This window comes from Paraburkholderia sp. RL18-101-BIB-B (assembly GCF_046026985.1).
Lineage (GTDB): Bacteria > Pseudomonadota > Gammaproteobacteria > Burkholderiales > Burkholderiaceae > Paraburkholderia.
In genome coordinates this window covers 67,741-89,646 of record NZ_JARESV010000027.1, presented here as the reverse complement: position 1 = coordinate 89,646, position 21,906 = coordinate 67,741, and the positions used below count along the sequence as shown (strand labels likewise).

23 protein-coding genes and 1 pseudogene are annotated in these 21,906 nt (G+C 60.0%); 16 read left to right on the top strand and 8 right to left on the bottom strand.

The annotated features are described in order from the left end of the window. Window positions 1-193: 193 nt before the first annotated feature. The 4 genes from P0D73_RS29905 to P0D73_RS29890 form a co-directional block, all read right to left on the bottom strand. The gene (locus tag P0D73_RS29905; RefSeq protein WP_408179961.1) at window positions 194-580 is read right to left on the bottom strand and encodes a VOC family protein; all 387 of its coding nucleotides are present in this window, start codon (window positions 578-580) and stop codon (window positions 194-196) included. A gap of 1 nt (window position 581) precedes the next feature. Next, entirely contained in the window at window positions 582-1,547 is a 966-nt protein-coding gene (locus P0D73_RS29900) for a hydroxymethylglutaryl-CoA lyase (protein WP_408434156.1), read from the bottom strand. Window positions 1,548-1,560: 13 nt separating this feature from the next. After that, window positions 1,561-2,751, bottom strand: coding sequence for a CaiB/BaiF CoA transferase family protein (locus P0D73_RS29895; RefSeq protein ID WP_408434119.1), 1,191 nt, complete (start codon window positions 2,749-2,751; stop codon window positions 1,561-1,563). Between the two features lie 111 nt (window positions 2,752-2,862). After that, window positions 2,863-3,768: a LysR substrate-binding domain-containing protein gene (locus P0D73_RS29890; RefSeq protein WP_408179964.1), complete on the bottom strand. Its 906-nt coding sequence runs from the start codon at window positions 3,766-3,768 to the stop codon at window positions 2,863-2,865. A 427-nt stretch (window positions 3,769-4,195) separates the two neighbouring features. Between P0D73_RS29890 and P0D73_RS29885 the strand changes: the two genes are divergently transcribed. After that, complete coding sequence (locus P0D73_RS29885; RefSeq protein ID WP_408319510.1) at window positions 4,196-5,005, top strand: alpha/beta fold hydrolase; 810 nt, start codon at window positions 4,196-4,198, stop codon at window positions 5,003-5,005. Between the two features lie 65 nt (window positions 5,006-5,070). Here P0D73_RS29885 and P0D73_RS29880 read toward each other — a convergent pair whose 3' ends face one another. Beyond that, window positions 5,071-5,991, bottom strand: coding sequence for a LysR substrate-binding domain-containing protein (locus tag P0D73_RS29880; RefSeq protein WP_408179966.1), 921 nt, complete (start codon window positions 5,989-5,991; stop codon window positions 5,071-5,073). A 174-nt stretch (window positions 5,992-6,165) separates the two neighbouring features. Here P0D73_RS29880 and P0D73_RS29875 point away from each other — a divergent pair, with 174 nt between their 5' ends. The 11 genes and pseudogenes from P0D73_RS29875 (at window position 6,166) to P0D73_RS29825 (ending at window position 15,537) form a co-directional block, all read left to right on the top strand. Continuing rightward, complete coding sequence (locus tag P0D73_RS29875) at window positions 6,166-6,825, top strand: RraA family protein (RefSeq protein ID WP_408179967.1); 660 nt, start codon at window positions 6,166-6,168, stop codon at window positions 6,823-6,825. A gap of 20 nt (window positions 6,826-6,845) precedes the next feature. Continuing rightward, the gene (locus tag P0D73_RS29870) at window positions 6,846-7,529 is read left to right on the top strand and encodes an RraA family protein (RefSeq protein ID WP_408319508.1); all 684 of its coding nucleotides are present in this window, start codon (window positions 6,846-6,848) and stop codon (window positions 7,527-7,529) included. A 149-nt stretch (window positions 7,530-7,678) separates the two neighbouring features. Beyond that, a pseudogene (locus P0D73_RS29865) lies at window positions 7,679-8,170 on the top strand (RraA family protein); the annotation flags it as partial. Beyond that, complete coding sequence (locus P0D73_RS29860) at window positions 8,170-9,387, top strand: pyridoxal phosphate-dependent aminotransferase (RefSeq protein WP_408179970.1); 1,218 nt, start codon at window positions 8,170-8,172, stop codon at window positions 9,385-9,387. The pseudogene P0D73_RS29865 and the gene P0D73_RS29860, both read left to right, overlap by 1 nt. 48 nt (window positions 9,388-9,435) lie before the next feature. Beyond that, the gene (locus tag P0D73_RS29855) at window positions 9,436-10,014 is read left to right on the top strand and encodes a hypothetical protein (RefSeq protein ID WP_408434115.1); all 579 of its coding nucleotides are present in this window, start codon (window positions 9,436-9,438) and stop codon (window positions 10,012-10,014) included. Further along, window positions 10,007-10,240: a hypothetical protein gene (locus P0D73_RS29850; protein ID WP_408179972.1), complete on the top strand. Its 234-nt coding sequence runs from the start codon at window positions 10,007-10,009 to the stop codon at window positions 10,238-10,240. The genes P0D73_RS29855 and P0D73_RS29850 overlap by 8 nt, the downstream gene beginning before the upstream one ends. A 368-nt stretch (window positions 10,241-10,608) precedes the next feature. Further along, entirely contained in the window at window positions 10,609-11,115 is a 507-nt protein-coding gene (locus P0D73_RS29845) for a gamma-glutamylcyclotransferase family protein (RefSeq protein WP_408179973.1), read from the top strand. Between the two features lie 424 nt (window positions 11,116-11,539). Further along, complete coding sequence (locus P0D73_RS29840; RefSeq protein WP_408179974.1) at window positions 11,540-12,394, top strand: MurR/RpiR family transcriptional regulator; 855 nt, start codon at window positions 11,540-11,542, stop codon at window positions 12,392-12,394. Window positions 12,395-12,523: 129 nt separating this feature from the next. Then, the gene (locus P0D73_RS29835; RefSeq protein ID WP_408434112.1) at window positions 12,524-13,585 is read left to right on the top strand and encodes a C45 family autoproteolytic acyltransferase/hydrolase; all 1,062 of its coding nucleotides are present in this window, start codon (window positions 12,524-12,526) and stop codon (window positions 13,583-13,585) included. 31 nt (window positions 13,586-13,616) lie between these two features. Further along, complete coding sequence (locus P0D73_RS29830) at window positions 13,617-14,948, top strand: aspartate aminotransferase family protein (protein ID WP_408179976.1); 1,332 nt, start codon at window positions 13,617-13,619, stop codon at window positions 14,946-14,948. A 34-nt stretch (window positions 14,949-14,982) separates the two neighbouring features. Then, entirely contained in the window at window positions 14,983-15,537 is a 555-nt protein-coding gene (locus P0D73_RS29825) for a carboxymuconolactone decarboxylase family protein (protein WP_408179977.1), read from the top strand. 302 nt (window positions 15,538-15,839) lie between these two features. Here the strand turns inward: P0D73_RS29825 and P0D73_RS29820 are convergent, their stop codons facing one another. Then, entirely contained in the window at window positions 15,840-16,148 is a 309-nt protein-coding gene (locus P0D73_RS29820; protein WP_132377423.1) for a DUF4148 domain-containing protein, read from the bottom strand. 349 nt (window positions 16,149-16,497) lie between these two features. Here P0D73_RS29820 and P0D73_RS29815 point away from each other — a divergent pair, with 349 nt between their 5' ends. After that, on the top strand, window positions 16,498-16,923 hold the full coding sequence (locus P0D73_RS29815; protein ID WP_011492126.1) for an OsmC family protein: 426 nt from the start codon (window positions 16,498-16,500) through the stop codon (window positions 16,921-16,923). Window positions 16,924-17,109: 186 nt separating this feature from the next. On the opposite strand, the gene P0D73_RS29810 is transcribed toward P0D73_RS29815, so the two are convergent. Beyond that, window positions 17,110-18,225, bottom strand: a complete 1,116-nt coding sequence (locus P0D73_RS29810) for a patatin-like phospholipase family protein (RefSeq protein ID WP_408434108.1) — start codon at window positions 18,223-18,225, stop codon at window positions 17,110-17,112. A gap of 198 nt (window positions 18,226-18,423) precedes the next feature. Between P0D73_RS29810 and P0D73_RS29805 the strand changes: the two genes are divergently transcribed. The 3 genes from P0D73_RS29805 to P0D73_RS29795 all read left to right on the top strand — a co-directional run bounded on the left by P0D73_RS29805 (window position 18,424) and on the right by P0D73_RS29795 (window position 21,421). Then, window positions 18,424-19,062, top strand: coding sequence for a TetR/AcrR family transcriptional regulator (locus P0D73_RS29805; RefSeq protein WP_408434105.1), 639 nt, complete (start codon window positions 18,424-18,426; stop codon window positions 19,060-19,062). A gap of 31 nt (window positions 19,063-19,093) precedes the next feature. Further along, on the top strand, window positions 19,094-20,662 hold the full coding sequence (locus tag P0D73_RS29800) for an MFS transporter (protein ID WP_408434102.1): 1,569 nt from the start codon (window positions 19,094-19,096) through the stop codon (window positions 20,660-20,662). 486 nt (window positions 20,663-21,148) lie between these two features. Next, window positions 21,149-21,421 carry a YodC family protein gene (locus P0D73_RS29795; protein ID WP_132377418.1) on the top strand — a complete coding sequence of 91 codons (273 nt, stop codon included), beginning with the start codon at window positions 21,149-21,151 and terminating at the stop codon, window positions 21,419-21,421. A gap of 70 nt (window positions 21,422-21,491) precedes the next feature. On the opposite strand, the gene P0D73_RS29790 is transcribed toward P0D73_RS29795, so the two are convergent. Further along, the gene (locus P0D73_RS29790) at window positions 21,492-21,803 is read right to left on the bottom strand and encodes a superinfection immunity protein (protein ID WP_408179982.1); all 312 of its coding nucleotides are present in this window, start codon (window positions 21,801-21,803) and stop codon (window positions 21,492-21,494) included. Window positions 21,804-21,906 lie beyond the last annotated feature (103 nt).

Sequence of the window (21,906 nt, the reverse complement as noted above, 5' to 3'; positions counted from 1 at the left end):
TCCTACATCGTTACTGGATTCGGGTCGGCTTATGCGCCGTTCACCGGGTTTGAACCAATACTGAAAATGCTTCCTGACTCTGGTTAGCGTCTTGTTTGTTCGAACCGTACGACGCGAACCGGCATAAAGTTCGCAAGACGAGGAGCCTGTCAGTCGAGATTACGTGTACCAAGCGACGCCTCCCTTTACTGCGTTATTCCTGGAGGTCTGCGATTTCAATCAAGTTGAAGTCGGGGTCGCGGATATAGACAGAGCGGATTTTCTGGGTGGCACCGGTGCGTTCAACTGGTCCTTCGATGATTGGGCAGTTGCATCGCTCAAGGTGTGTGACAACGTCGTCTAACCGAACACCTGCGATAAAGCACAGGTCGAGCGCACCGGGAACAGGTAGATGCGCATTTGGCTCAAACTCAGAACCTCTCACGTGTACGTTTATTTTCTGATTGCCAAACCGGAAAGCAATGCGTCCTTCACCGAATGTTTCGAGTTGCATCTGCATGACTTCCGTGTAAAAGCGCTTCGTGACTTCGAAATCAACGCACGTTAAGACCAGATGGTCCAGATGGTCAATGAACCCCACGTCAGACCCCCGTTTCAAATGCGCGTTGCTCAGGACGACCATCACTGGCGAGAGATGGCATAGGGTGCAGGTCCATGCGCCGACCCGCCTTAAGCAATTGACTTGGCACATCGTGCCCAATAAGTCTTGGAAGCAGAGCCGAGGCAGCAAGCAGGTCCGGAAGGTTCACGCTGGTGTTGTAGCCGTCGAGTTCCAGCATATGCACAAGCTCTTCCGTGCAAACGTTGCCAGTTGCCCCTGGCGCATACGGGCAGCCGCCGAGGCCGCCAAGCGAAGCGTCGAAACGGTCGATGCCTGCTTTGAGCGCGGCGAGTGTGTTGGCGAGAGCCATACCGCGCGTGTTGTGGAAGTGCAGGGTCAACTCGAGCGCAGGGAATCGCTCGCACGCGGCTTGGCACAAGGCGCGAACTTGTGAGGGAAACGCCATACCGGTAGTGTCGCAGAGCGTGACCCCGTGCACACCGAGGTCCGCGAAACGCTGCATCCAGGCGAGGACTTCCTGTTTAGCAATGTCGCCCTCCATCGGGCATCCCATTGCAGTGGAGAGGGAGACGTTTATCGCGACCTCGGTTTGGTTCACGACGCTAATAACGTCACGAAGTTGCGCGAAGGATTGTTCGCGGCTCATGCGCAAGTTGGTGCGGTTGTGGCTTTCGCTGACCGACATCACAAGATTCACTTCATCCACGCCGCAGGACAATGCGCGCTCGGCACCGCGAATGTTGGGAACAAGGACCGTGTAAATTACGCCTTCGTGCCGCTTGATTTGGTGCATAACCGCTTCAGCATCACGTAGGGCTGGTATCGCCTTCGGAGATGTAAACGACGTTACTTCGATTTTCGCGTATCCGCACTTGCTTAGCCGGTCGACCAGGGCAATCTTATCGTCGGTATCGACGAATTGGGCTTCATTCTGGAAACCATCGCGAGTGGCGACTTCGTGGATAAAAATGGGTTGACCTTTCATCATCACGCTCCTTTCAGATAATGCCGTGAGAACGCCATGATTCGCGCGTCGCGGCGTCTATGCCGAGCCTTTCAAGTACAGCGTCCGTATGCTGACCGAGTGTCGGCGCAGATGAATTAACAGTGCCTGGGGTTGCGCTGAGTTTTGGCACAATCCCCGGTACTTTTACTGGAGTTCCGTCGGGCAGTTGTGTGTCGAGAATCATGTCTCGGGCAAGGTAGTGCGGGTCGCTTGCGATGTCTTCTACGTCGTAGATTTTCCCAGCGGGGATTCGAGCTTCATTGAGCGCGGCCAGAACGTCGTCGAGCGACTGACTCGCCGTCCATTCAGCGATGGCTGCATCGATGCGCTCGACATTCTTTACCCGGCCGTCGTTTTGTGCGAGCGCTGGGTCTTCCGCGAGGTCACGACGACCGATAAGGTCCATCAGGCGGCGGAAGATGCTATCGCCGTTGCCCGCAATCAGAGCGTACTTTCCGTCGATGCAACGATAAGCGTTCGAAGGTGCGATGCCGGGCAAGCTGCTGCCCGCAGGCTGGCGCACGGCGCCGAAGACAGAATATTCGGGCAGCAGGCTCTCCATCATATTGAAGACCGACTCGTAGAGCGCAACGTCTATAAGTTGCCCCTGGCCGCCATTCTGGTCGCGATGACGCAGCGCCAGGAGAATGCCGATTACGCCGTGCAGTGCGGAGAGCGAATCGCCGATGGAAACGCCGACGCGTACTGGCGTGCGCCCAGGTTCACCGCTGAGGTGTCGAAGGCCGCCCATCGCCTCGGCTACGACTCCAAACCCGGGGCGGTCGCGGTATGGCCCCGTCTGCCCGTAGCCCGATACGCGCAGCATGACAAGACGTGGATTGAGCGCATGCAGTTCGTCCCAGCAGAGTCCCCAGGCTTCGAGCGTGCCGGGACGAAAGTTCTCAATCAGAACGTCGCTTTCCGCGATGAGCTTGCGAGCTACGTCTTGACCTTCAGGCGAACGGAGGTCGAGCGTGACCGATTCCTTGTTGCGCGATTGCGTGGCCCACCACACCGAGGTGCCGCCATGCAATAGACGCCATTTGCGCAGCGGGTCGCCGGCGCCGGGAGGTTCGATTTTGGTTACGTGCGCTCCGAATTCAGCGAGCATTTTCCCGGCGAAGGGGCCGGCAATGAGCTGCCCCATCTCGAGCACGCGTATACCTGCGAGCGGTTTTGTCACGGCTGTCTCCTGTGAAGCTTCGTTTTACCGATGCTTCACTGTGCGACAAGCCGACGCCCGTGAAAATCGAAGAATTTTCCAGCACCCTTTCCATTTTGGAAAGGGTTGGAATTACGCTTCTTTCCGACCCGACATGAAGTTGAACAGGCGGACTGCCTCAGGCGACAGCGCTTCGAGAGACCGGGTGCCAATCCAGAGTGTCCTGATTGCCCAGTCGTCGACAAGCTGAACGGGCCGCAGGCCCGCGGCGAGAATCTCGTTTCGAACCGCGGCTTCAGGCAAGACGCCGATACCCAAGCCTTGCTCAATCATTCGGCAGATACCATCGAAACTGCTTACTTGGATGCGAACCTTGAGCGTCTGCTCAGCGGTGATTGCCGCGGCGAGTAAACGGGCGAGTAGTGAGCTTCCCTCGTTCAAGCCGACGTACTCGAAGTCGAGTGTGTCGACAAATGCGACCTGTTGAAGGGTCGCGAGCGGGTGGCCATTCGGCACGAGCAAGACAAGCTTGTCCTGCCTATAGACGGCCTTCTCAATATTTGGGGCTGGAACATTGTCCGCGAAGATGCCAATGTCGGCATCACCGCTTGTCACTGCGGCCACTATTTCTCCACTGAGCCGTTCCTCCAGCGAGATTTTGACGGTGGGGTTGTCGGAAAGGAAGATACGTACATCGCGCGGCAAAAATTGGACGATGGCGGAGGTGTTTGCCCACATCCGCACGTGCCCACGAACCCCCGTTGAATAGTCACTCATTTCGTTGGCCATGCGGTTTACGCGCTCAACCACCTGCCGTGCGTGGGCGAGCAACCCTTTGCCTGCAGCGGTCAGTTCGACGCCGCGCGGTTGCCGGAGGAGGAGCGTGCACTCGGTGCTTCGTTCGAGCTCAGCGATTCGCTTGCTGGCTGCAGACAGGGTCATGTTCGTGCGCTCAGCAGCTCTAGTCAGGCTACCGAGTTCGGCAACGACGATAAAGAGTCTGAGCGACTGCAGGTCGTAGTGAAAAAAGCTCGACATAGGGTGACCAATGGGAAGTTACATACATACTAGCTCAGCCGCTAGTTTTGAAACCGGAGCCTCAAGTTCGACGACTCGAAAGCAGAAGATATGGGCAGCAGAAAAGCGCTGCAGCGTTGCTATTCGATAGCAACATAAGCCACACATTCGCGACTGGACAGCTTGCGCTACATTTCCTTGGCAGTGCGCCTTGGACGGTTGCCACCGGCTCTCGTATTCTCAGGCCTTGAAAGCCCGCGCTTTCTTTGCGCGCAGTTCGCCTCCCGTTGGCAGCACCGCGTAACAGCTGGTGGAAATAGCGAATTCGTATCACAGAGATACCGAATCCGGACTGTACATATCAGATTCGAAACCTGAGGATATGCCGGGTAGGGTAAGCGGGACCATCAGATGACCGCACCATCAACTGACTGTATTGGGAGCATCCATGGTCGACGTCAAGCGGGAAAAGCTCGAACTGCTCGTTCACGGTGTGTCTTTGAGTATCGCGGCGATACATAGGCCCGGTGTAGGCGAGCCTGTAATTTTTCTCCATGGGTTCGGTTCTACCAAGGAAGACTACGCCGACATGGCGAGACTGCCAGCGTTTTCCGGACGCCCGTTCATTGCCTACGACGCGCCAGGCTGCGGCGAGAGCGAATGTAGCAATCTTTCGGCAGTATCTATGCCATTTCTCGTCGATACCGCACGAGGAGTGCTGACGCGTCTGGAGGTAGAGCAATTTCATCTGGTTGGGCACTCGATGGGCGGCCTTACGTCGCTAATGCTCGCTCACGAGGAAGGCGAACGCGTCCTAAGCTTCATCGACATCGAGGGCAACGTCGCACCTGAAGACTGCTTCTTGAGCAGGCAAATCACGAGCCATCCGTCCGACAACCCTTACCAGTTCTTTGCCGACTTCATCGACCGGAACTGGAAAGCCAACGACTTCTCGAGCTCTTTGTACGCGGCAAGCCTCCGACACAAGGTCCGTGCAGAAGCCGTTCACGGAATCTTTACGTCGATGGTTGAGCTTTCCGACCATGGCGACCTCCTTACGAAGTTCGTCGAACTGCCGTGTCGAAAGATGTTTATGTATGGCGAGCAGAATGCCGGCCTGTCCTACCTTTCGTGCTTGGAAGAATCGGGTGTGACGCTAGCATGCATTTCGGACTCCGGCCATTTTCCGATGTACTCCAACCCCGTCGAGATGTGGAAAAGAATCGCGTTCTTCCTTGGGTATGTCGTTCCCCAGTAACCATCAGGCCGAGACTCGACACGCCAAACTTTCCCGCTGCGTCGCCGTAAGGCAGTCATAGGCGCCTAAACACTCGAGGCGGGTCTGGTACGTGCGCGTTTTGCGTGCGAAACTACTGCATCGACCATCGGATGGTGGCGGTTCGGATTCCATGCAAGCGCAGCGGTCACGACCATGACGCGCTCCTTCAGCGGGCGGAAGACAACATTCTCGGAAGCAAGCTTGCGCGTTGACGCCGGCACGAGCGCGACTCCTTGCCCGCAGCCGACGTAAGCGATTTGTGACGTCACTGAGCGAACCTCGTGCAAGACCCTGGGTGCGAAGCCATGGGACTGGCAGACCGCCGTCAGAAAATCAAAGTAAGCCGGGCTCACCTGTCGCGAGGACATGACAAGTGATTCGTCGGCCAGTGACCGCAACCGGACCCGGGAGAGCTTTGCAAAGGGATGGTCCCGCGGCACCGCGACTGCAAGTCTGTCCTCGGCCAGTGGCATCGTTGCGATTCCATGGCCGACATTCCCATCCAGCCTCACAAACGCCACATCGAGTTCGCCTGCCTCCAGGGCCGGTACTGCCTCGACGCTGTCAATCTCCCGAATGAAGACCGTCAGGTCTGGGTATTCGTGCTTCAACGCATTCAAAACCTCAGGCACCGTTTCGAGCATGGCCGAAGTGATTGCGCCGACCTGCAGCACACCGGTCTGCCCAGCAGCGACCTCTCGCACTACTCGCTCAAGGCGCTCCACCTGGTCGGCGAACTGGCGAACGGCCGGCAGAATCGCGGCGCCGGCTGCGCTCAGTTGCGTGCCGCGGCGGGAGCGCTCGAACAGGTTTAATTTCAGCGACTGTTCGAGCACTTTTATCTGCTCCGTCAGCGGCGGCTGTGACATGTTTAAGCGCTGCGCGGCCCGCCCGAAGTGTTTCTCCTCGGCGACTGCAAGAAACATCCAAAGTTGGCGGATTAGACGGAAATCAATGGTTGCCATTTCAATGGACCTTATTGTCAAACCAATACCGGGTCTCGGACGGCCGGGGAATATTGGCTCCGTGCGGACGTGCTGAGTCATCCGTGAATCGTATCAGACAGATACCTGATTGCGAATTTACATATCAGGGCAATGAGCCGACGATTGGGTATCGTTCACTCGGACCATCGCCAAATGACCCATACTTCAACGCTTGACCGGCTGGCGTCACTCGACACCAACACAGTTTCTGATGCACTCGACTTCCTTGGTCTTCCAGGTGCGACCTATGGCTTGCGTCCACTCTGGGATTGCCCGAAGGTTGTCGGCCGGGCGAGCACCATCCTCCTTGGCCCCAAGACCGATGCGACTCCGACAGTTCACCTCATCTCGCCTGTTATCGACGCTGTAACAACGGATGACCGCGTTCTGGTTATCGGCGGTGGCCTGGAGGGAATCTCCTGCTGGGGAGATATCCTTGCTAATGCCGCAGTTGCGAAGAAAATTCGCGGCTCAATCATCGATGGCGTAAGCAGGGACATCGAGGGTAGCGAGTCCATCGGCTATCCGGTCTTCGGCCGCGGCGTCACGATGATAAGCGCCAGAAATCGCGTCGTTCAGATTGACTCCGGGAAGCCCGTCCAGATTGACGGGGTAACCGTGCACGAGGACGACTATGTGGTCGCCGACCGTTGCGGCACGGTATTTGTGCCTGCTTCTCGAATCGAAGAAATACTCGACTTGGGCAAGCGAATCACACGTCGGCAGGATGGCATGGTGGCCGCGGTTCGTGCGGGACGCTCCGTCGCCGAAGTGATGCACGACAAAGAATTCGAAGCAATTCGCACACAATAATCTTCCTCGGAGTGATGCACATGACGAACCCTCAGAAGGCGAGCGCAGAAGACAAAGAGTTGGTTGCGCTCTTCGATGGCCTCGACACCCCAGGCGTGTCGGACGCATTGGACAAGCTTGGTCTACATGGCCAGGCATTCAACATCGCGCCACTAGCCGACTATGCGTACCCCATCGTTGGACCGGCGTTCACGGTCAAGTACATACCCGCATCTGTTCCGCCGGGCACCGTCGGAGACTTCATCGACGACGTTGCAGAAGGTGATGTGGTCGTAATTGATAACGATGGCCGGACCGACTGCACGGTATGGGGTGACATCATGACCCAGTACGCTGGGTTGCGAGGAGTTGCTGGCACCGTCATTGACGGAGTCTGCCGTGATGTTAGTAAGGCGTTGGGCGACGGCTATCCGCTCTTCACGGCCGGTAGATTTATGCGTACAGGCAAAGACCGCGTGCAGGTCGAATCTGTCAACACGACAATCGCGGTCGGAACGGTACGAGTCGCTACTCGGGACATCGTGGTCGCTGACGCCAACGGGGTAGTCATTGTGCCGCGCGCCCGCGCTCGAGAAGTCGCCGAGGAGGCACGACAAATTGAATCTGTCGAAAGCTCCATCCGCGAACGTATCGCAAACGGCGCGACGATTCGCGAGGCGCGGACCGCACTCGGCTATCACACACTGCAACGGAAAGCATCATGACGAACACGACTATTGCTTACGATGAGGCGTCCCTTGCGCAAGCCCGGCGCCTTGGCACGTCCACCCTATATGAGGCGTCCGGAATTTCGACGGCCTCGGTGGACCCCGCGATTCGAACAGTTTAGCCCGGCGCATCGGTTGCTGGCGCGGCCTATCCTGTCGAGTGCGCGCCGGGTGACAACCTTGCGATTCACATCGCTATGGAACGTGTGCCACTTGGCAGCGTTCTCGTCGTATCGGCGTCCGGTTTCATAGCCGGCTACTGGGGGGAGGTGCTCACTGTCGCTGCTGAAGCAGCGGGCGTGGTGGGTTTGGTCATCGATGGTGGTGTACGAGACATTGCGGCGCTTACGGCGCGCAAATTCCCGGTGTTCGCGCGTGGCGTCTCTGAGCGCGGAACGCTAAAAGACAGCGTGCCGTCGGTTGGGCGCAGATTAAACTTTGCCGGTACGCCAGTAGCTCTTGGAGACCTGGTGGTGGCCGATGACGACGGCGTTATTGTTATCCCGGCGGAACGCGTCCAGTCGACTCTGTCAGACGGGCAGGCACGAGCCGATAAGGAGGTGAAAATGATGGACGCACTAGCTAGCGGTCGCTCCACTCTCGACCTGCTCGGCCTGTCAAATTGGAGGCAAGCCTGATGGCAGCGTCCGCTCACGAACTGAACCGTTTCCTTGCAGCAGCGAAGCCCTCGGCCACCTATGGTGTAATCGACCGGGTTGCGGCCAGGCGCGCACAAGGAGTCGATATCATATCCTTGAGCGCCGGCGAGCCGGACTTCGATACGCCTGAACACGTAAGAGAGGCGGGCATCGATGCAATTCGACGCGGCCACACCCGATATACGCAGGTCGCAGGCTTACGAGCGCTGCGCGAGACGGTGGCCGAAAAATTTCGTCGCGAAAACGACCTTGATGTCGACTGGCGGCAAACCATCGTTTGCACGGGCGGGAAGCAGGTCATCTTCAACGCGCTCGCCGCCACGCTCAATGAAGGCGACGAAGTCATCATTCCTGCACCGTACTGGGTGAGCTATCCGGAAATAGTTCAGCTATGTGGCGCAACGTCGATACTCGTCGAGTGCGGAGTACAAAGCGGTTTTAAGCTCACGTCGGAACTGCTTGAGGGAGCAATCACTTCTCGCACCCGATGGCTCATTCTCAATTCGCCCTCTAACCCGACCGGGGCTGTGTATAGCCGGTCGGAGTTGCTGGCATTAGCGCAGGTGCTGCTTGCTCACCCGCTGGTCATGGTTCTTTCGGACGACATTTACGAGCATCTCGTGTTCGATGACTTGGGGTTCTCTACTATCGCTCAGGTAGAGCCACGGTTACGCGACCGCGTTCTCACGATGAATGGAGTATCGAAGGCGTATGCAATGACCGGATGGCGAATTGGTTTCGGGACCGGTCCGACATGGCTTATTGATGCCATGGAGAAGCTCCAGGGGCAGCAAACGTCAGGTGCCTCCTCCATCTCGCAATATGCCGCCATGGCCGCGCTCAGCGGCCCACAGGACTTCGTTCGTGAATCGCGCTTAGCCTTCCAACACCGGCGCGACTATTTGGTGGCACAGCTCAATGCAGCGGAAGGCCTGCGATGCGAGATACCCCAGGGTGCGTTCTACGCGTTTGCCTCGTGCGAAGGACTTATTGGCAAGGTCACTCCGGCAGGCCTACGGCTGACGTCAGACGAAGACGTGGTCAATGGGCTGCTGGACCATGCGGGCGTCGCGACCGTTCACGGGAGTGCCTTCGGCCTTGGGCCATACATTCGTATCGCCTACGCGCTTGATGACGCGGCTTTGCACCGGGCGTGCGAATCAATCAAGCGATTCTGCGAAACCCTTTCGAACTGAGCTGCGCAGAAGGCTAACCGCCCGTCTGCATCGTCGAGTCCGGGTGTCGTGAACGCGAAGCTCGCGGTGGCCGACATCACAACCGGAATCACCGGCATCCTCGGCGAGCACATCGCCGACTATTATTGCTATGAGACGCTCGGTTGGGGAAAAGGATGGGAAGCGCACGACCAGGGGCTGCTCGGCAAATGGTCGCATGAGCCGGGCGCTGAGATGCCAGGGAAGCTGAATGACCACGGTAAGCTGAACAAGCTCTTCGATTTGCGGCCGCGAGGTCACGGCATTGATGGCGTCTGGCGCGCGAACCCGGGAACGAACGAAGGGAAGCCGTTTGCTATCGTGGAGGCGAAGTCGTCGAAGGTCGACAAGCCGATGAAGGACCCGGAAGGAAAGCGGAATATGTCGCCGAAGCTTGGCGTGGCATCACGCATCAAGGACGCGGTGCGCCCTAGAGCAGACGAGTTGCTTGAGCCTCCGGTGGATGCTGCTGGTGTTGCGCCGCCCCCTTGTTTCAGGGGGAAAAGAGGGGCGGCAACGGACCAGTCAAGACTGGAGCCCCTTCGCCGGGCAACGCGCCGGCGGGCACAGCAAGTAGGCCTGCAGGTAAAAGGTTGCCCAGATGAGTGAGGATTGGATTTCACAGAACCTGGAAGGAGCGGTTGGTACGGGCCTGGCAATACATATTCTGAAAGGCGGATATGTCCGACATATCGTCTATGTTCCGTTTTACCTGCCATGTGCGGTGAAGCACGAAGCAGCGTTGCTTGCCGGCAAGGAGCAGGACCATGGCGAACACGATATTCCGCCAACGCATCACTATCGTGAAGTGGAAGTGGCGGAAGCAGTGAGCTAAACAAAACATACGCATTGCCAACATGGCTTACGCTCGGACTGATTCATCAAGCGTTAGCTGTCGACGGTTTCGGGAGCGTAGTGCTTGACGACAAAAAGCCAAGGCGAATTCTCTCGAACCGGTTCACGGAGTCAGCGCGCGGTAGTTCGCTTTCATTATTCCTTGCAGCGGCCACACGAGCAAATTGGAGTACGCAGGAGCTACGAGCCGCCATCACGGCAGCCCGCGAAGTCGCTCGGATGGCGATTGTCCCCGAGGAGCGCACCCTCTACGCGGAATTGTTTGCAGCGACGACGGCCGGTTAAGCTGACTAGCGAATTTGCGCTCAGAATTGGTTTGACACCGGCCGTTCAATTGAGGGGGCGAACATGCTCACAACCGACGAATTCGCGTATTTCGCGTATGGCTCGAACATGTCGGCACGCCGATTGGTCGCAAGGGTGCCGTCTGCGAGGGTCGTCGCGTCAGGGTTCGTAAGCGGATGCAGACTCGCGTTCGACAAGGTTAGTATGGGCGGGTCGGGCAAATGCGATTGCGAGAACAGTGGGGTTGCTGGCGACAGAGTGTACGGTGTCATTTTCGGAGTGGCCTTGCGAGACCATCCGGTGCTCGACAGATTCGAGGGGGCAGGCGCGGGTTATGAATCTAAGACAGTACAGATTGAAACCGCTGCTGGCGGCTTGGCCGCGCTCACATACATCGCGACGAGCAAACGGTTGGGCCTAACGCCGTATCACTGGTACAAACAGCATGTATTCATTGGCGCCCGTGAGGCTGGCCTTCCAGCCAGCTATATTCGTGCCGTCGAAGCCGTCGCATCCGTTGACGACCCCCAGCACTCAAGGGCCGAGAAGGAGGCTCGTCTGTACGACTGATTGGGCAAGGGCGCTAGGCCAGATGTTGTTTGCAACTGGCTTTTTTTAGGCCAGCTTTGTTTGCGATGCCGGCAGCTAAGTCTTTGATTTTGCAACGGGTAGATTTGACGCAGATACAACTCTCTTGTATCCAATTGCCATTGTAATTGTTGCAACGCCCTAGAAGACGCCATTCGCCCGGATGTTTGTTGTTGCGCTTGCGTGGCCATTGCGCAATCAAATCAGCCGGTTAGCGAGATTGGGACGAGAAGCCCCTCCAAGTTGGGCCAGTTTGTTTTGTGAAAAGCTAGCTGGGACAGGTTTGATTGCGATAGGACAGGTATTGTTTGCGTGCCACCAGCACGCTGGAACTGCTGTTGGATGCGAGGTGCCGGGTGGTAACATTTGTTGTCATCCTTATCGACCGTTCGCCCGGTACATCCGCATGCCAGACAGTTTCGACCAGCTCGCCGCCCTGATCCGGGCGCGCTTTTCCGAACTGAGTCCGCAGTTCCAGATGGGAGCGGGTTTCCTGCTCGACCATCCCGACGAGGTTGCGGTCTCGTCCATGCGCAAAGTGGCGGAACGGGCGCAGGTGCAACCGGCTTCGCTGGTGCGCCTGTCGCAGCAACTCGGTTTCCCCGGTTGGAACGAATTGCGCAACCTGTTCGTCGCGCGCGTGCGCACGCGGCCCGAGCCGCTTACGAGCCGCGCGCGTTCGCTCGTCAAATCGAAAGACGCACTGGCGAACGATCTGCTGGTCGCTCAACAACACAATCTCGAGGTCACCGCCGCGCATAACGGCCGTGTAATCGTGGAAGGCGCGCGTCTGTTGCGGCGCGCGCCGCATGTGCACGTGGCCGGCTTCCGCTCCTGTTACGCGGTCGCATTCGGCCTCGTGTACGGTTACCGGCTGTTCCGTTCCTCGGTGTCCCTGCTCAACGGCGAGGCCGGCACGCTGGAAATGCAGTTGCGCACGATCGAGCGCGACAGCGCGACCATCGTGATCAGCTTCGCGCCGTATTCGGTAGAAGCCGCGCGCGTAGCTGAAGCCGCGCTGGAAAAGGGCAGCAAGCTGATTGCCATCACCGACAGCGCCGTATCGCCGATCGCCTTGAACGCCGACAAGGTGCTGATCTTTTCGCACGAGAGTCCTTCGTTCTTTCCATCGCTGGTGGCGGCTACGGCGTTGGCCGAGTCGCTGGTCGCGCATCTGCTTGCGCTGGAAGGCGCGGATGCGGTCGAACAACTCGCCATCGCCGAGCAGTCGCTGCACGCGAAGGGCGCGTACGTGCCTTGAACATTCCCGTCTGAATCGAGCGGAGTCCGTGTGCGACACAGCTCCGCTCCATCTGGTTCGGCATCGCGCCGTTTGACAACAAATGTTGTTTTAACGTATAAATACGTACCGATTGTTGAATGGGTGCGAATGGTGGCGTCGAAGCAGGGTTTGAGTCTTTTGCAGGTGAGCGGCGAGCCGTATGACATCGGCTACCAGTTAGGTGAGTTCGCGCGTCCGGTTTTCGGCGACTACATGAAACAGAGCGGCGCATGGCAGGCGGTTCGGCGCTGGCGCGGCACTCCGTTCGTGCGGGAACTGCGCGACGCGGCGCAGGCGCATTTCCCGGCGCTGTTCGCTGAACTCGACGGCATGGCGGCGGGCCTCGGCTGGCCGGCGGAAGACGTGTTTCTCTGGAACTGCCGCGGCGAACTGATTCACAACGCGCCGGACGGTTGCACCACGTTGGCGGCGGTCGTTGGCGACACGCGCTTCATCGCGCATAACGAAGACGGCGATCCGTTTCTGCGCGAGCGTTGCGCGCTGGTCGAGGTTCGGCCGGCCGGCAAGCCTGGCTTCGTGAGTTTCTATTACCCCGGATCGCTGCCGGGACACACCTTTGCCGTGAGCCGCGCCGGCGTCGTCCAGGCGATCAACAATTTGCGCATTCGCACGCCCGTTGCCGGCGTGCCGCGCATGATCCTCGCGCGTGCCGTACTCGATGCGGCTTCGCTCGACGAAGCGTTGCACATTCTGCGCGACACGCCGGCCGCGAGCGGCTTTCATCACACGCTCGGCTGTGCGGGCGACGCGCGCATCTTCAGCGTCGAAGCAAGCGCGCAGCGATGTTCCGTGCAAACCGTGCCGCACCGCTACGGCCACGCGAACCAGATGATTCATCGCGGCTGCGAAGCCGAAGCGCAAATCGTCACGGATTCCTCGCGAGACCGTCAATTGCGTGTGGAGGCCTTGTTGCCCGCGATCGCTCACCCGTTGCAACCCGCCGCCTTGCTCGACGTCTTACACGATCGCGCGCCCTCGGGCTTGCCGATCTACCGCGACGATCCACTCGATCCGGACGACGAAAACACGCTCGCCACCGCGCTCTTCGACATCGGCATTGCCGGTGTGTCGATGAAAGTTTACCGGCAAGGGCAGTGCGCATTCGACACCTTCATCGCCCGCACGGCATCTGAACAAGCCGGCGCCTAAGCGCTTGCCGAAACCACAGGAACCGAACACCATGACCACCGTTTTTCATCGCTCGCCGAAACAGTCGCTGCCGGTCGCCGTCGCGGGCGACGGCATCGAGATCATCGATTCCACCGGCAAGCGCTATATCGACGCGTCCGGCGGCGCCGCCGTCTCGTGTCTCGGCCATAGCAACCAGCGCGTGATCGACGCGATCAAACGGCAGTCGCAGCAGTTGCCGTACGCGCACACGTCGTTCTTCACCACCGCGCCCGCCGAAGAACTCGCCGACCGCCTGGTGGCGAGCGCGCCGCAAGGGCTCGAACATGTGTACTTCGTGTCCGGCGGATCGGAGGCGATCGAGGCGGCGCTGAAACTCGCGCGCCAGTATTTCGTTGAGAAGGGCGAGCCGCAGCGCCGCCATTTCATCGCGCGTCGCCAGAGCTATCACGGCAATACGCTGGGCGCGCTGGCGATCGGCGGCAATGCGTGGCGCCGCGAGCCGTTCCTGCCGATCCTGATCGAAGCGCATCACGTGAGTCCGTGTTACGCGTACCGCGAGCAACGTGCCGACGAAACGGAAGAGGCCTTCGCGCAGCGTCTCGCCGACGAACTGGAGCAGAAGATTCTCGAACTCGGCGCGGACACGGTCGCCGCCTTCGTCGCCGAAACGGTGGTCGGCGCGACGGCCGGCGCCGTGCCGCCGGTGCGCGAGTACTTCCGCAAGATTCGCGCGGTGTGCGATCGCTACGGCGTCCTGCTGATTCTCGACGAGATCATGTCGGGCATGGGCCGCACCGGCTACCTGTATGCCTGTGAGGAAGACGGCGTCGCGCCGGATATCCTGACCATCGCCAAAGGGCTCGGCGCCGGCTATCAGCCGATCGGCGCGACGCTCGTGGGCGAGCGGATTTATCAGGCGATCGTCGGCGGCTCGGGGTTCTTTCAGCATGGTCATACCTACATCGGCCACGCCACCGCCTGCGCCGCGGCGCTCGAAGTGCAACGCGTGATCGAGGAAGACAAGCTGCTGCCCAACGTGCTGGCGCGCGGCGAACAGTTGCGTGGCCGGCTGCGCGAGCACTACGCGCAACATCCGCATATCGGCGACGTGCGCGGGCGGGGACTGTTCGTCGGCGTCGAACTGGTCAAGGACCGCGCCAGCAAAACGCCGTTCGACGCCGGCCTCAAGCTGCACGCGGCAATCCGGCGCGAGGCGTTCGCGCGTGGTTTGATGGTGTATCCGATGGGCGGCACGGTCGACGGCCAGATCGGCGATCATGTGCTGCTGGCGCCGCCGTTCATCTGCACCGAGCGCGACATCGACGAAATCGTCAGCCGGTTCACGGATTCGGTCAGCGGCGCGCTGTTGTCCGCCATCTGAGACCTACGCACCACCACGACTTGCGAGAACGATGATGACCGAGCGTTTGCCTCACTTCGACCTGTCCGACGCCACGCCCGAACAGAAAACGGTGCTCGAGGAAATTCTGTCCGGCCCGCGCGGCAATCTGAACGGGCCGTTCCTTGGCTGGATTCATAGCCCGGAACTGGCTCAGCAGGCGCAGCGCCTGGGCGCGTTCTGCCGCTATCGGACGGGTTTGCCGCTGCGCCTGTCGGAGGTGGCGATTCTGGTGACCGCGGCGCGCTGGCAGGCGCAGGCCGAGTGGTACATCCACTATCCGATCGCGCTGCAAGCCGGCGTGTCCGAAGCGGAGGCCGAGACGATTCGCCAGGGAGAGCGCCCGGAATTCGCGGACGCCGACGACGCGTTGATTCACGACTTCGCGAGCGAGCTTTATGACACGAAGCGCGTTTCGGACGCGATCTATGCGAAGGCGGTCGAACGCTTCGGGCATCAGGTGGTGATCAACCTGGTGGGCCTGCTCGGCTATTACGCGTTGGTGGCAATGACGCTGAACGTGTTCGGCATGCGCGCGGTGGGGCAGGAGAGCTTGCCGTTCGCTGAGTAGTGCGGGCGGCATGGCGGCGCCGTTATGCAATTGCGCGGGCGGCGTAGCAGGAGCGAACTTCGACACAGCAGGCTAAGGCGTGGTTAGTATCGAGGCGCGGCCAGCTTTGGCATCGAACGCCGCCTCTTATACAGCGCATTCGCCCAACTTTTCCGCCACGCAACACAAAGCAAAGCGCCCCGATTGCGAACTTCGCAACCGGGGCGCTTTTTTACTGCGACTACGCCTTCACCTTCACCTTCACCTTCCATGCACTGACTATACCGGCGAGAACCGCGCCGCCAACCGCGCGGCTTACCGGCTTACTGACCGCGATACGTCGAGAACAGGCGTTGCTGCACGGAGTCCCGCGCGCCGGCATCCGACGAAGCTGCCTTCACGCCGCCGACGTCCTGCGAACCCTGCGCCTCGGCGGCCACTGTCGTAGCGTTTTGCGGCACGGCCTTCGGATAGTCGGTGTCGTTCTGATTCAGAAGGCCCGCTTTTTGCGCGGCAACGAGCTCAGCGCGCACTTGTGCGCGGGTCACCGGACCATTGGCCTGCTGGGCGAACGAAACAGCCGGGACGATAAGCGCGGATGCAATAACGACTGCGGAAATAAGCGATTTCATGATGACCTCCTGGATTCGATTGTTGATGTGATCGGTTCAATGCTGCGGTGCCGATCCGTTGAAACCAGTCTATTTCCTACGAGGTCAGTGAAAAAGCGGCTTTCGGAGGAAAGATTATTACTGTTATCGAGATAATTGCTGGGATGGCTTCTCTTTTGATCGATTGCCGGCGTCGTCACGACGCTGGCACACGGAAGCGCCTATGATGAAGTTCGGTCCACGCCCGCGCCCGCAGTGGTGCGCGACACTCGCGACCGATGCCGAAACCGCAAATCCTGGGCTGGACCGTTGCGGTGGGCATCAGATTCGGTCGTGCCGCGCGCGAAGCAGGCACAAACAGGAGAGAGCGATGAAGCGCAAGGCATCAGCAGTCTGGCAAGGCGGCCTGCAAGACGGCAAGGGCTCGATTTCCACCGACAGCGGCGTCCTCAAGGAGACCCAATACTCGTTTTCGACACGCTTCGCGGACGGCATCGGCACGAACCCGGAAGAGCTGATTGCGGCTGCGCATGCGGGGTGTTTCTCGATGGCGCTGTCGGCGGAACTGGGCAAGGCCGGCATCACGCCCGAGCGCATCGGCACGACGGCCACCGTCACGCTCGATAAGGACGGCGGCGGTTTCGCGATCACCGCGGTGCATCTCGATGTGGCCGTGAAAATCCCCGGCGGCGACAAAGCCGCCTTCGAGAAGGCGACCGCCGACGCCAAGGCCGGTTGTCCGGTGTCGAAAGTGCTGAACGCCACGATCACGATGGACGCGAAGCTCGAAACCTGAGTCGCGTTTTTGCTGGTGATCTAGAAGCGATTAAACCGGCGCACGGGTCAAGCCCGGCGCCGGTTTTTGTTTACTCGCCTTAGTTAGAGATGCCGATGCCGCTACAACTGCGCCTTCTTGCAGCGCGACGAAACCGGCTTGGCGCGAAGACGAGGCCACTCCATTCGGCCCGGTCTTAGACAAGGCTCATCTAAGCGTTTTCCCCTCGGCCTGCTGAACGGTATGAATTGCGGCAGGCGTCCCTTTGACCCGGCTTCTCACGAGCTTGTCGAGGTCGAAAGTGGAAGTCTTGCCGACGCTCGGCAGACAATCGCGCACCCATGTGTCCGCCGTGGCATGGCCCGCGTGTCGCAAGGCTCGGAAGAATTCGATGGAGGGCGTGTTCTTCGATGCCGCGCCGATCTCGTCCATGAAGCGGTCGGCGCGAATCACGTGAAAGCGCTTGGGCGTGTAGGCCTTTCCGCGATGAACGAGGCCGGGGTTTTCAGCGGCGAGTTCGTTGATCAACTGGATCTGACGGACTTCCGTGACCCACGACGCGCCGAAGCTGACTTCGTTGATCCGGTTGTTGATCTCGCTGGGGCGCTCAGGCGGGCCATGTTTCGTACAGAGCGGATCGATGAGAACGCTCAGAATGTCGTCGACCCACTCGACGAGCGGCGCGAGCGCTGGATTGGCCATGTACCCGCCGTCCCAATAGAATTCGCCGCCTATTTCCACCGCCTCGAAGAGCGTGGGAAAGCATGCGGAGGCCATCAGCGCCTTCGCCGAAATTTCGCCGGGTTCGAAGATGCGCAATGCGGTCAGGTTGACGTTGGTCGCCGCCACGTAGAGCCTGGGCACGGCGCCCTTCGGGTCATTGACGACCCCGAAGTCCGGAATCACGGTTTCCATGATCGAGCCAAGGGAATTGGTCAGCCATGGCATCGCATACGGAGAGGCAAACGGCTGGAGCATGCTTTGCGCGAGTATCGCGGGATTGAGATCGACATTCCAGCGCTCGGGAGACTTCAGCAGATCCTTGGGGAAGTTATAGAACGGCTGCCACTTCGAACTGGCGCCGACCAGCGTCCAGAGTTGTTCGAGCGACCGTTTGGCATTGGTCGGACTTCTGCTTAGGCCGTATGTGCAGGCCGCCGCGTTGAGCGCTCCGCCGCTCGCGCCGCTGATCGCGAGAATCGAGAGTGTCCCGCGCTCGACTTCGTCCAGCAGCCGGTCGAGTACACCCCACGTGAACGCCGCGTGCGCGCCGCCGCCCTGGAGGGCAAGACCGATCGTGGGAATGTCTTTTGTCGTTGCCATTCTGACCTCCGTTGTGCGGTCGCCCAGCAGTCGTCGAACTCATAGGGGAAAACGAAAGTGCCGACGCGGTTTTAACCGTTGTACTGCACTGCACGATTTTCCGCCATGCCGCCGGCGCTCCGCGCCTTCGTGCTTTCGTGCCGCGCCCTACGGAAACTCGTCTTGCTTTCTTGAACGGTTAGTCATAATATCCGCTGCATGAAGCAATCAGGCGATTCGAAACAGTCCGCGAAGAAAGCCGGCGAGGTCTGCTCTCGGGGCCGGCCGCGCGAGTTCGACACGGACACGGTATTGGCGAGCGCGAGCCAGGTGTTCTGGAACCACGGCTACCACGCCACCTCGATCGACGACCTGTGCAAAGCCACCGGCCTGTTGCGCGGCAGTCTTTACGGCGTATTCGGCGACAAGCACGGCATCATGCTGGCCGCGCTGGATCACTACGCGGAAGGTTCGGTCGCGCGGCTCGCCGAGCGGCTGAATGCGCCGGTGCTGCCGGAAGAGGCGCTGCGCAACGCTTTGCTGCATTACGCGCGGGTCGCGTGCGCGCTGACCGGCGAACGCAGCTGCCTCATCACCAACACCACGCTGGAAATGCAGCCCGGCGACGAAGAACTGCGCACGCGCGTCGCCGCGATTCAGCGCCGCATGGCCACGCTGCTGGCGGCGTCGGTGATTCGCGGCCAGGCGAGCGGCGCGTTCAACTCCACACTCGACGAAAAAGCCGTCGGCGATTTCCTCCTCTGCGTGATGCAAGGTCTGCGCGTGCTGGGGCGGGTCGCTCATAAGGAAGATGCGCTGATAGGAATCGTGGACGTCGCCATGCGCGCGCTCGTCTAAATTTTTTTGCCGAATTTTTGAACGATCAGTCATGAACAGCGAAGCGATCAAGTCCGCTCCGGCGGCATTCGTTGGACCCCAAGGCGCCGCAGCTTCAGCGGTGACCTGTCCTGGCGCCCCGGCCGCGAGCATGGCAACGGGCGTGGCAACGGGCGTGGTAGCAGCGGTCGACAAGGCTCAGCCGCGTTTCGAACGGCAGGGCCTTGCGCTGGCGGTGCTGTTCGTCGGCGCCTTCCTCGCACCGCTCGATTACTTCATCGTCAATCTCGCGCTGCCCTCGATTCACACCGGCCTGAACGCCAGCGACGCGCAATTGCAACTCGTCGTTTCCGCCTATGCGTCGGCGTACGCGGTGCTGCTGATCACGGGCGGGCGGCTCGGCGACCTGTTCGGCCGCCGCCGCATGTTCATGACGGGCATGGCGGCGTTCGTGGTCGCCTCGGCGCTATGCGGCTTCGCGACCAGCGGACACATGCTGGTGATCTCGCGGATCGTGCAGGGTATCGCCGCCGCCGTGATGGCGCCGCAGGTGCTCGCGACGATTCGCGCGGTCGTGCCGCTGCATCAGCAGACCAAGGTGATGAGCCTGTATGGCTTCGTGTTCGGCTTGTCGTCGATCGTCGGCCAATTGGGTGGCGGTGCGCTGATTACGTATCACCCGTTCGGGCTCGACTGGCGCATCATCTTTCTGATCAACATTCCGATCGGCATTGCCGCGTTTGTCGGCACGTGGAAGTTCGTGCCGGAGAATCAGCCGGCCACGCGCACCGGCATCGACGTGAAGGGCGTGGCGCTGCTGTCCGCCGTACTGCTGCTGGTCATCTACCCGATGACGCACGGCCGCGAAGCCGGCTGGCCGGCGTGGACCTTCGTGATGTTCGCGCTTGCCGTCCCGGCATTCGCGCTCTTCGTGATGACCGAGCAGCGCGTAGAGCGCCGCGGCGGCCATCCGCTGGTGGACCTGCAATTGTTCCGCAACCGGGCCTTCGCGTTAGGGCTTGTGCTCGCGTTCCTGTTCTACTGCAATAGCGCGTTTTTCCTGACCTACGGGATCTTCCTGCAAACCGGCTTGCACTGGACGCCGCTCGCATCCGGCATGGCGATCATGCCGTTCGCGATCGGTTTCGTGGTCGGGCCGCTGACCTCGCCGGCGGTGGTCAAGCGCATCGGCGGCCATGTGCTCACGCTCGGTTTTTCGATGATGACGGTCGGCTTCACGGTTACGGGCTGGTCCGCCAGCCAGTCGGCCACGCCGGATCTGCTGTTCTATTGCGGCCTGGTGTGCGCGGGCGTCGGACATGGTTTGCTGCTGCCGTCGATCATGCGCATCGTGTTGCTGGAGGTCGTGCCGGAGAAGGCCGGGCTTGCTTCAGGCGTGGTGTCGTCGACGCTGCAGATCGGCTCCGCATTCGGCACGGCGGCCATCAGCGGCGCGTTCTTCGGCGCGATCGGCGGCCGCGCGGCACCGGGCGATTACGCGCACGCGTTCCAGGTCAGCCTCGCAATCAATGCACTGCTGATGTTCGTGTGCATTGGCCTGAGCGTGCTGCTCGTGCGGCATCAGCAAATCGCGCTGCGCCGCTCGGCGCAACCGGTTTGAAAATCCGGAAGCGGGAATCGTTTTCAACAAAGCTATCGGAAATTATTAGGCGTTTTTTTAAACGAGGCCGATTTTAAGCATGGCGCATTTACCGGTGAGTTAGTCATTCACAGGTAATTTCGCTTGTGGCGGCTCAGAATAAACCCTGAATGGTTCTGGTCGGGGCATTAGATATGACGAAAGACGTTCGTATTTTCTGCTGTCCGCCGGCAGTTCGCCGCTGTAAGTTTTGCGATCGTGCACTGCCGCATGAAGGGGCGGCCTGGCGGGGCATTGAAGGGTTTTCCCGGTTTTGCCCATCGATAGCTCGAGGGTGGAAGCAATTCCACTGTCGATGAAAACGGTATCAATAAAAAGCACTTGCGGCGATTAATTTCGATTGTTAATCTTGGCAAACTTTTTAGCGTTTTCCTTCAGCAGGTCTAAAGTCGAAAAACCCGGCGCAATGACTTAAATACCGCACAACGGTTCCGTAGGGGGATGAATATGCTGACCGCTACCATTGACGCATTCCAGACACCACCAGCCGCCCAGTTCAATGTCGGCGACGTCGTCACATTGAAGGAAGGGGGCTCGCGCATGACGGTAACGTATGCAGGCCCAGTGGCGCTCAACCCCGGCGACTGGCTGATTTGCGAATGGTTCGACGAACACGGCGAATTGCGCCGCGAGATGTTTTCACCCGCGAGCGTGCGCACCGAGCCGCGCTCGATTCCCGCCGGTTCCGTTCTGTGGAACCGCATGAGCCGCGCGGCCTGAACAGCCCGCATGGTCGGCCGGTGCTTCGGCCGACCAGTCCGTTTTCTGCTTCATCCACGCCACGCCAGATTCACTTCTCCGAGCGATCCCGCGTGCTTGCGCGTCGTTGCACGCGCACCAGCAGCGCGGACGAAAACGCTCGCATCCTCACGAGCTTGCGCGTCTCCACGATCTCGCCCGCGATGTTCTTCGGCGGGTTTGGTTGCAACGCCCAATAGAGCGCAAGCAGCCAGCCGAACACGGTCCAGCCGAGGCATGCATTGAAGAGCGCGAGCGTCAGCACGTCATGACGCTTGCGCCGGTCCGCCACCAGGGCCGGCAGAAAATACAGCGCCAGTGCCAGCACCGCGGCGATGGCCTGCACGACGACGTTGCCCTCCATTAAGTGGCTCCCGATACGCGACCTATGCCGCAATTGTCGCGCGATTGTTTTGTTTGCGTAAGCTCGCCGCAAAGGTTGCATGCCGTTCGTGAGACGGCTGCGA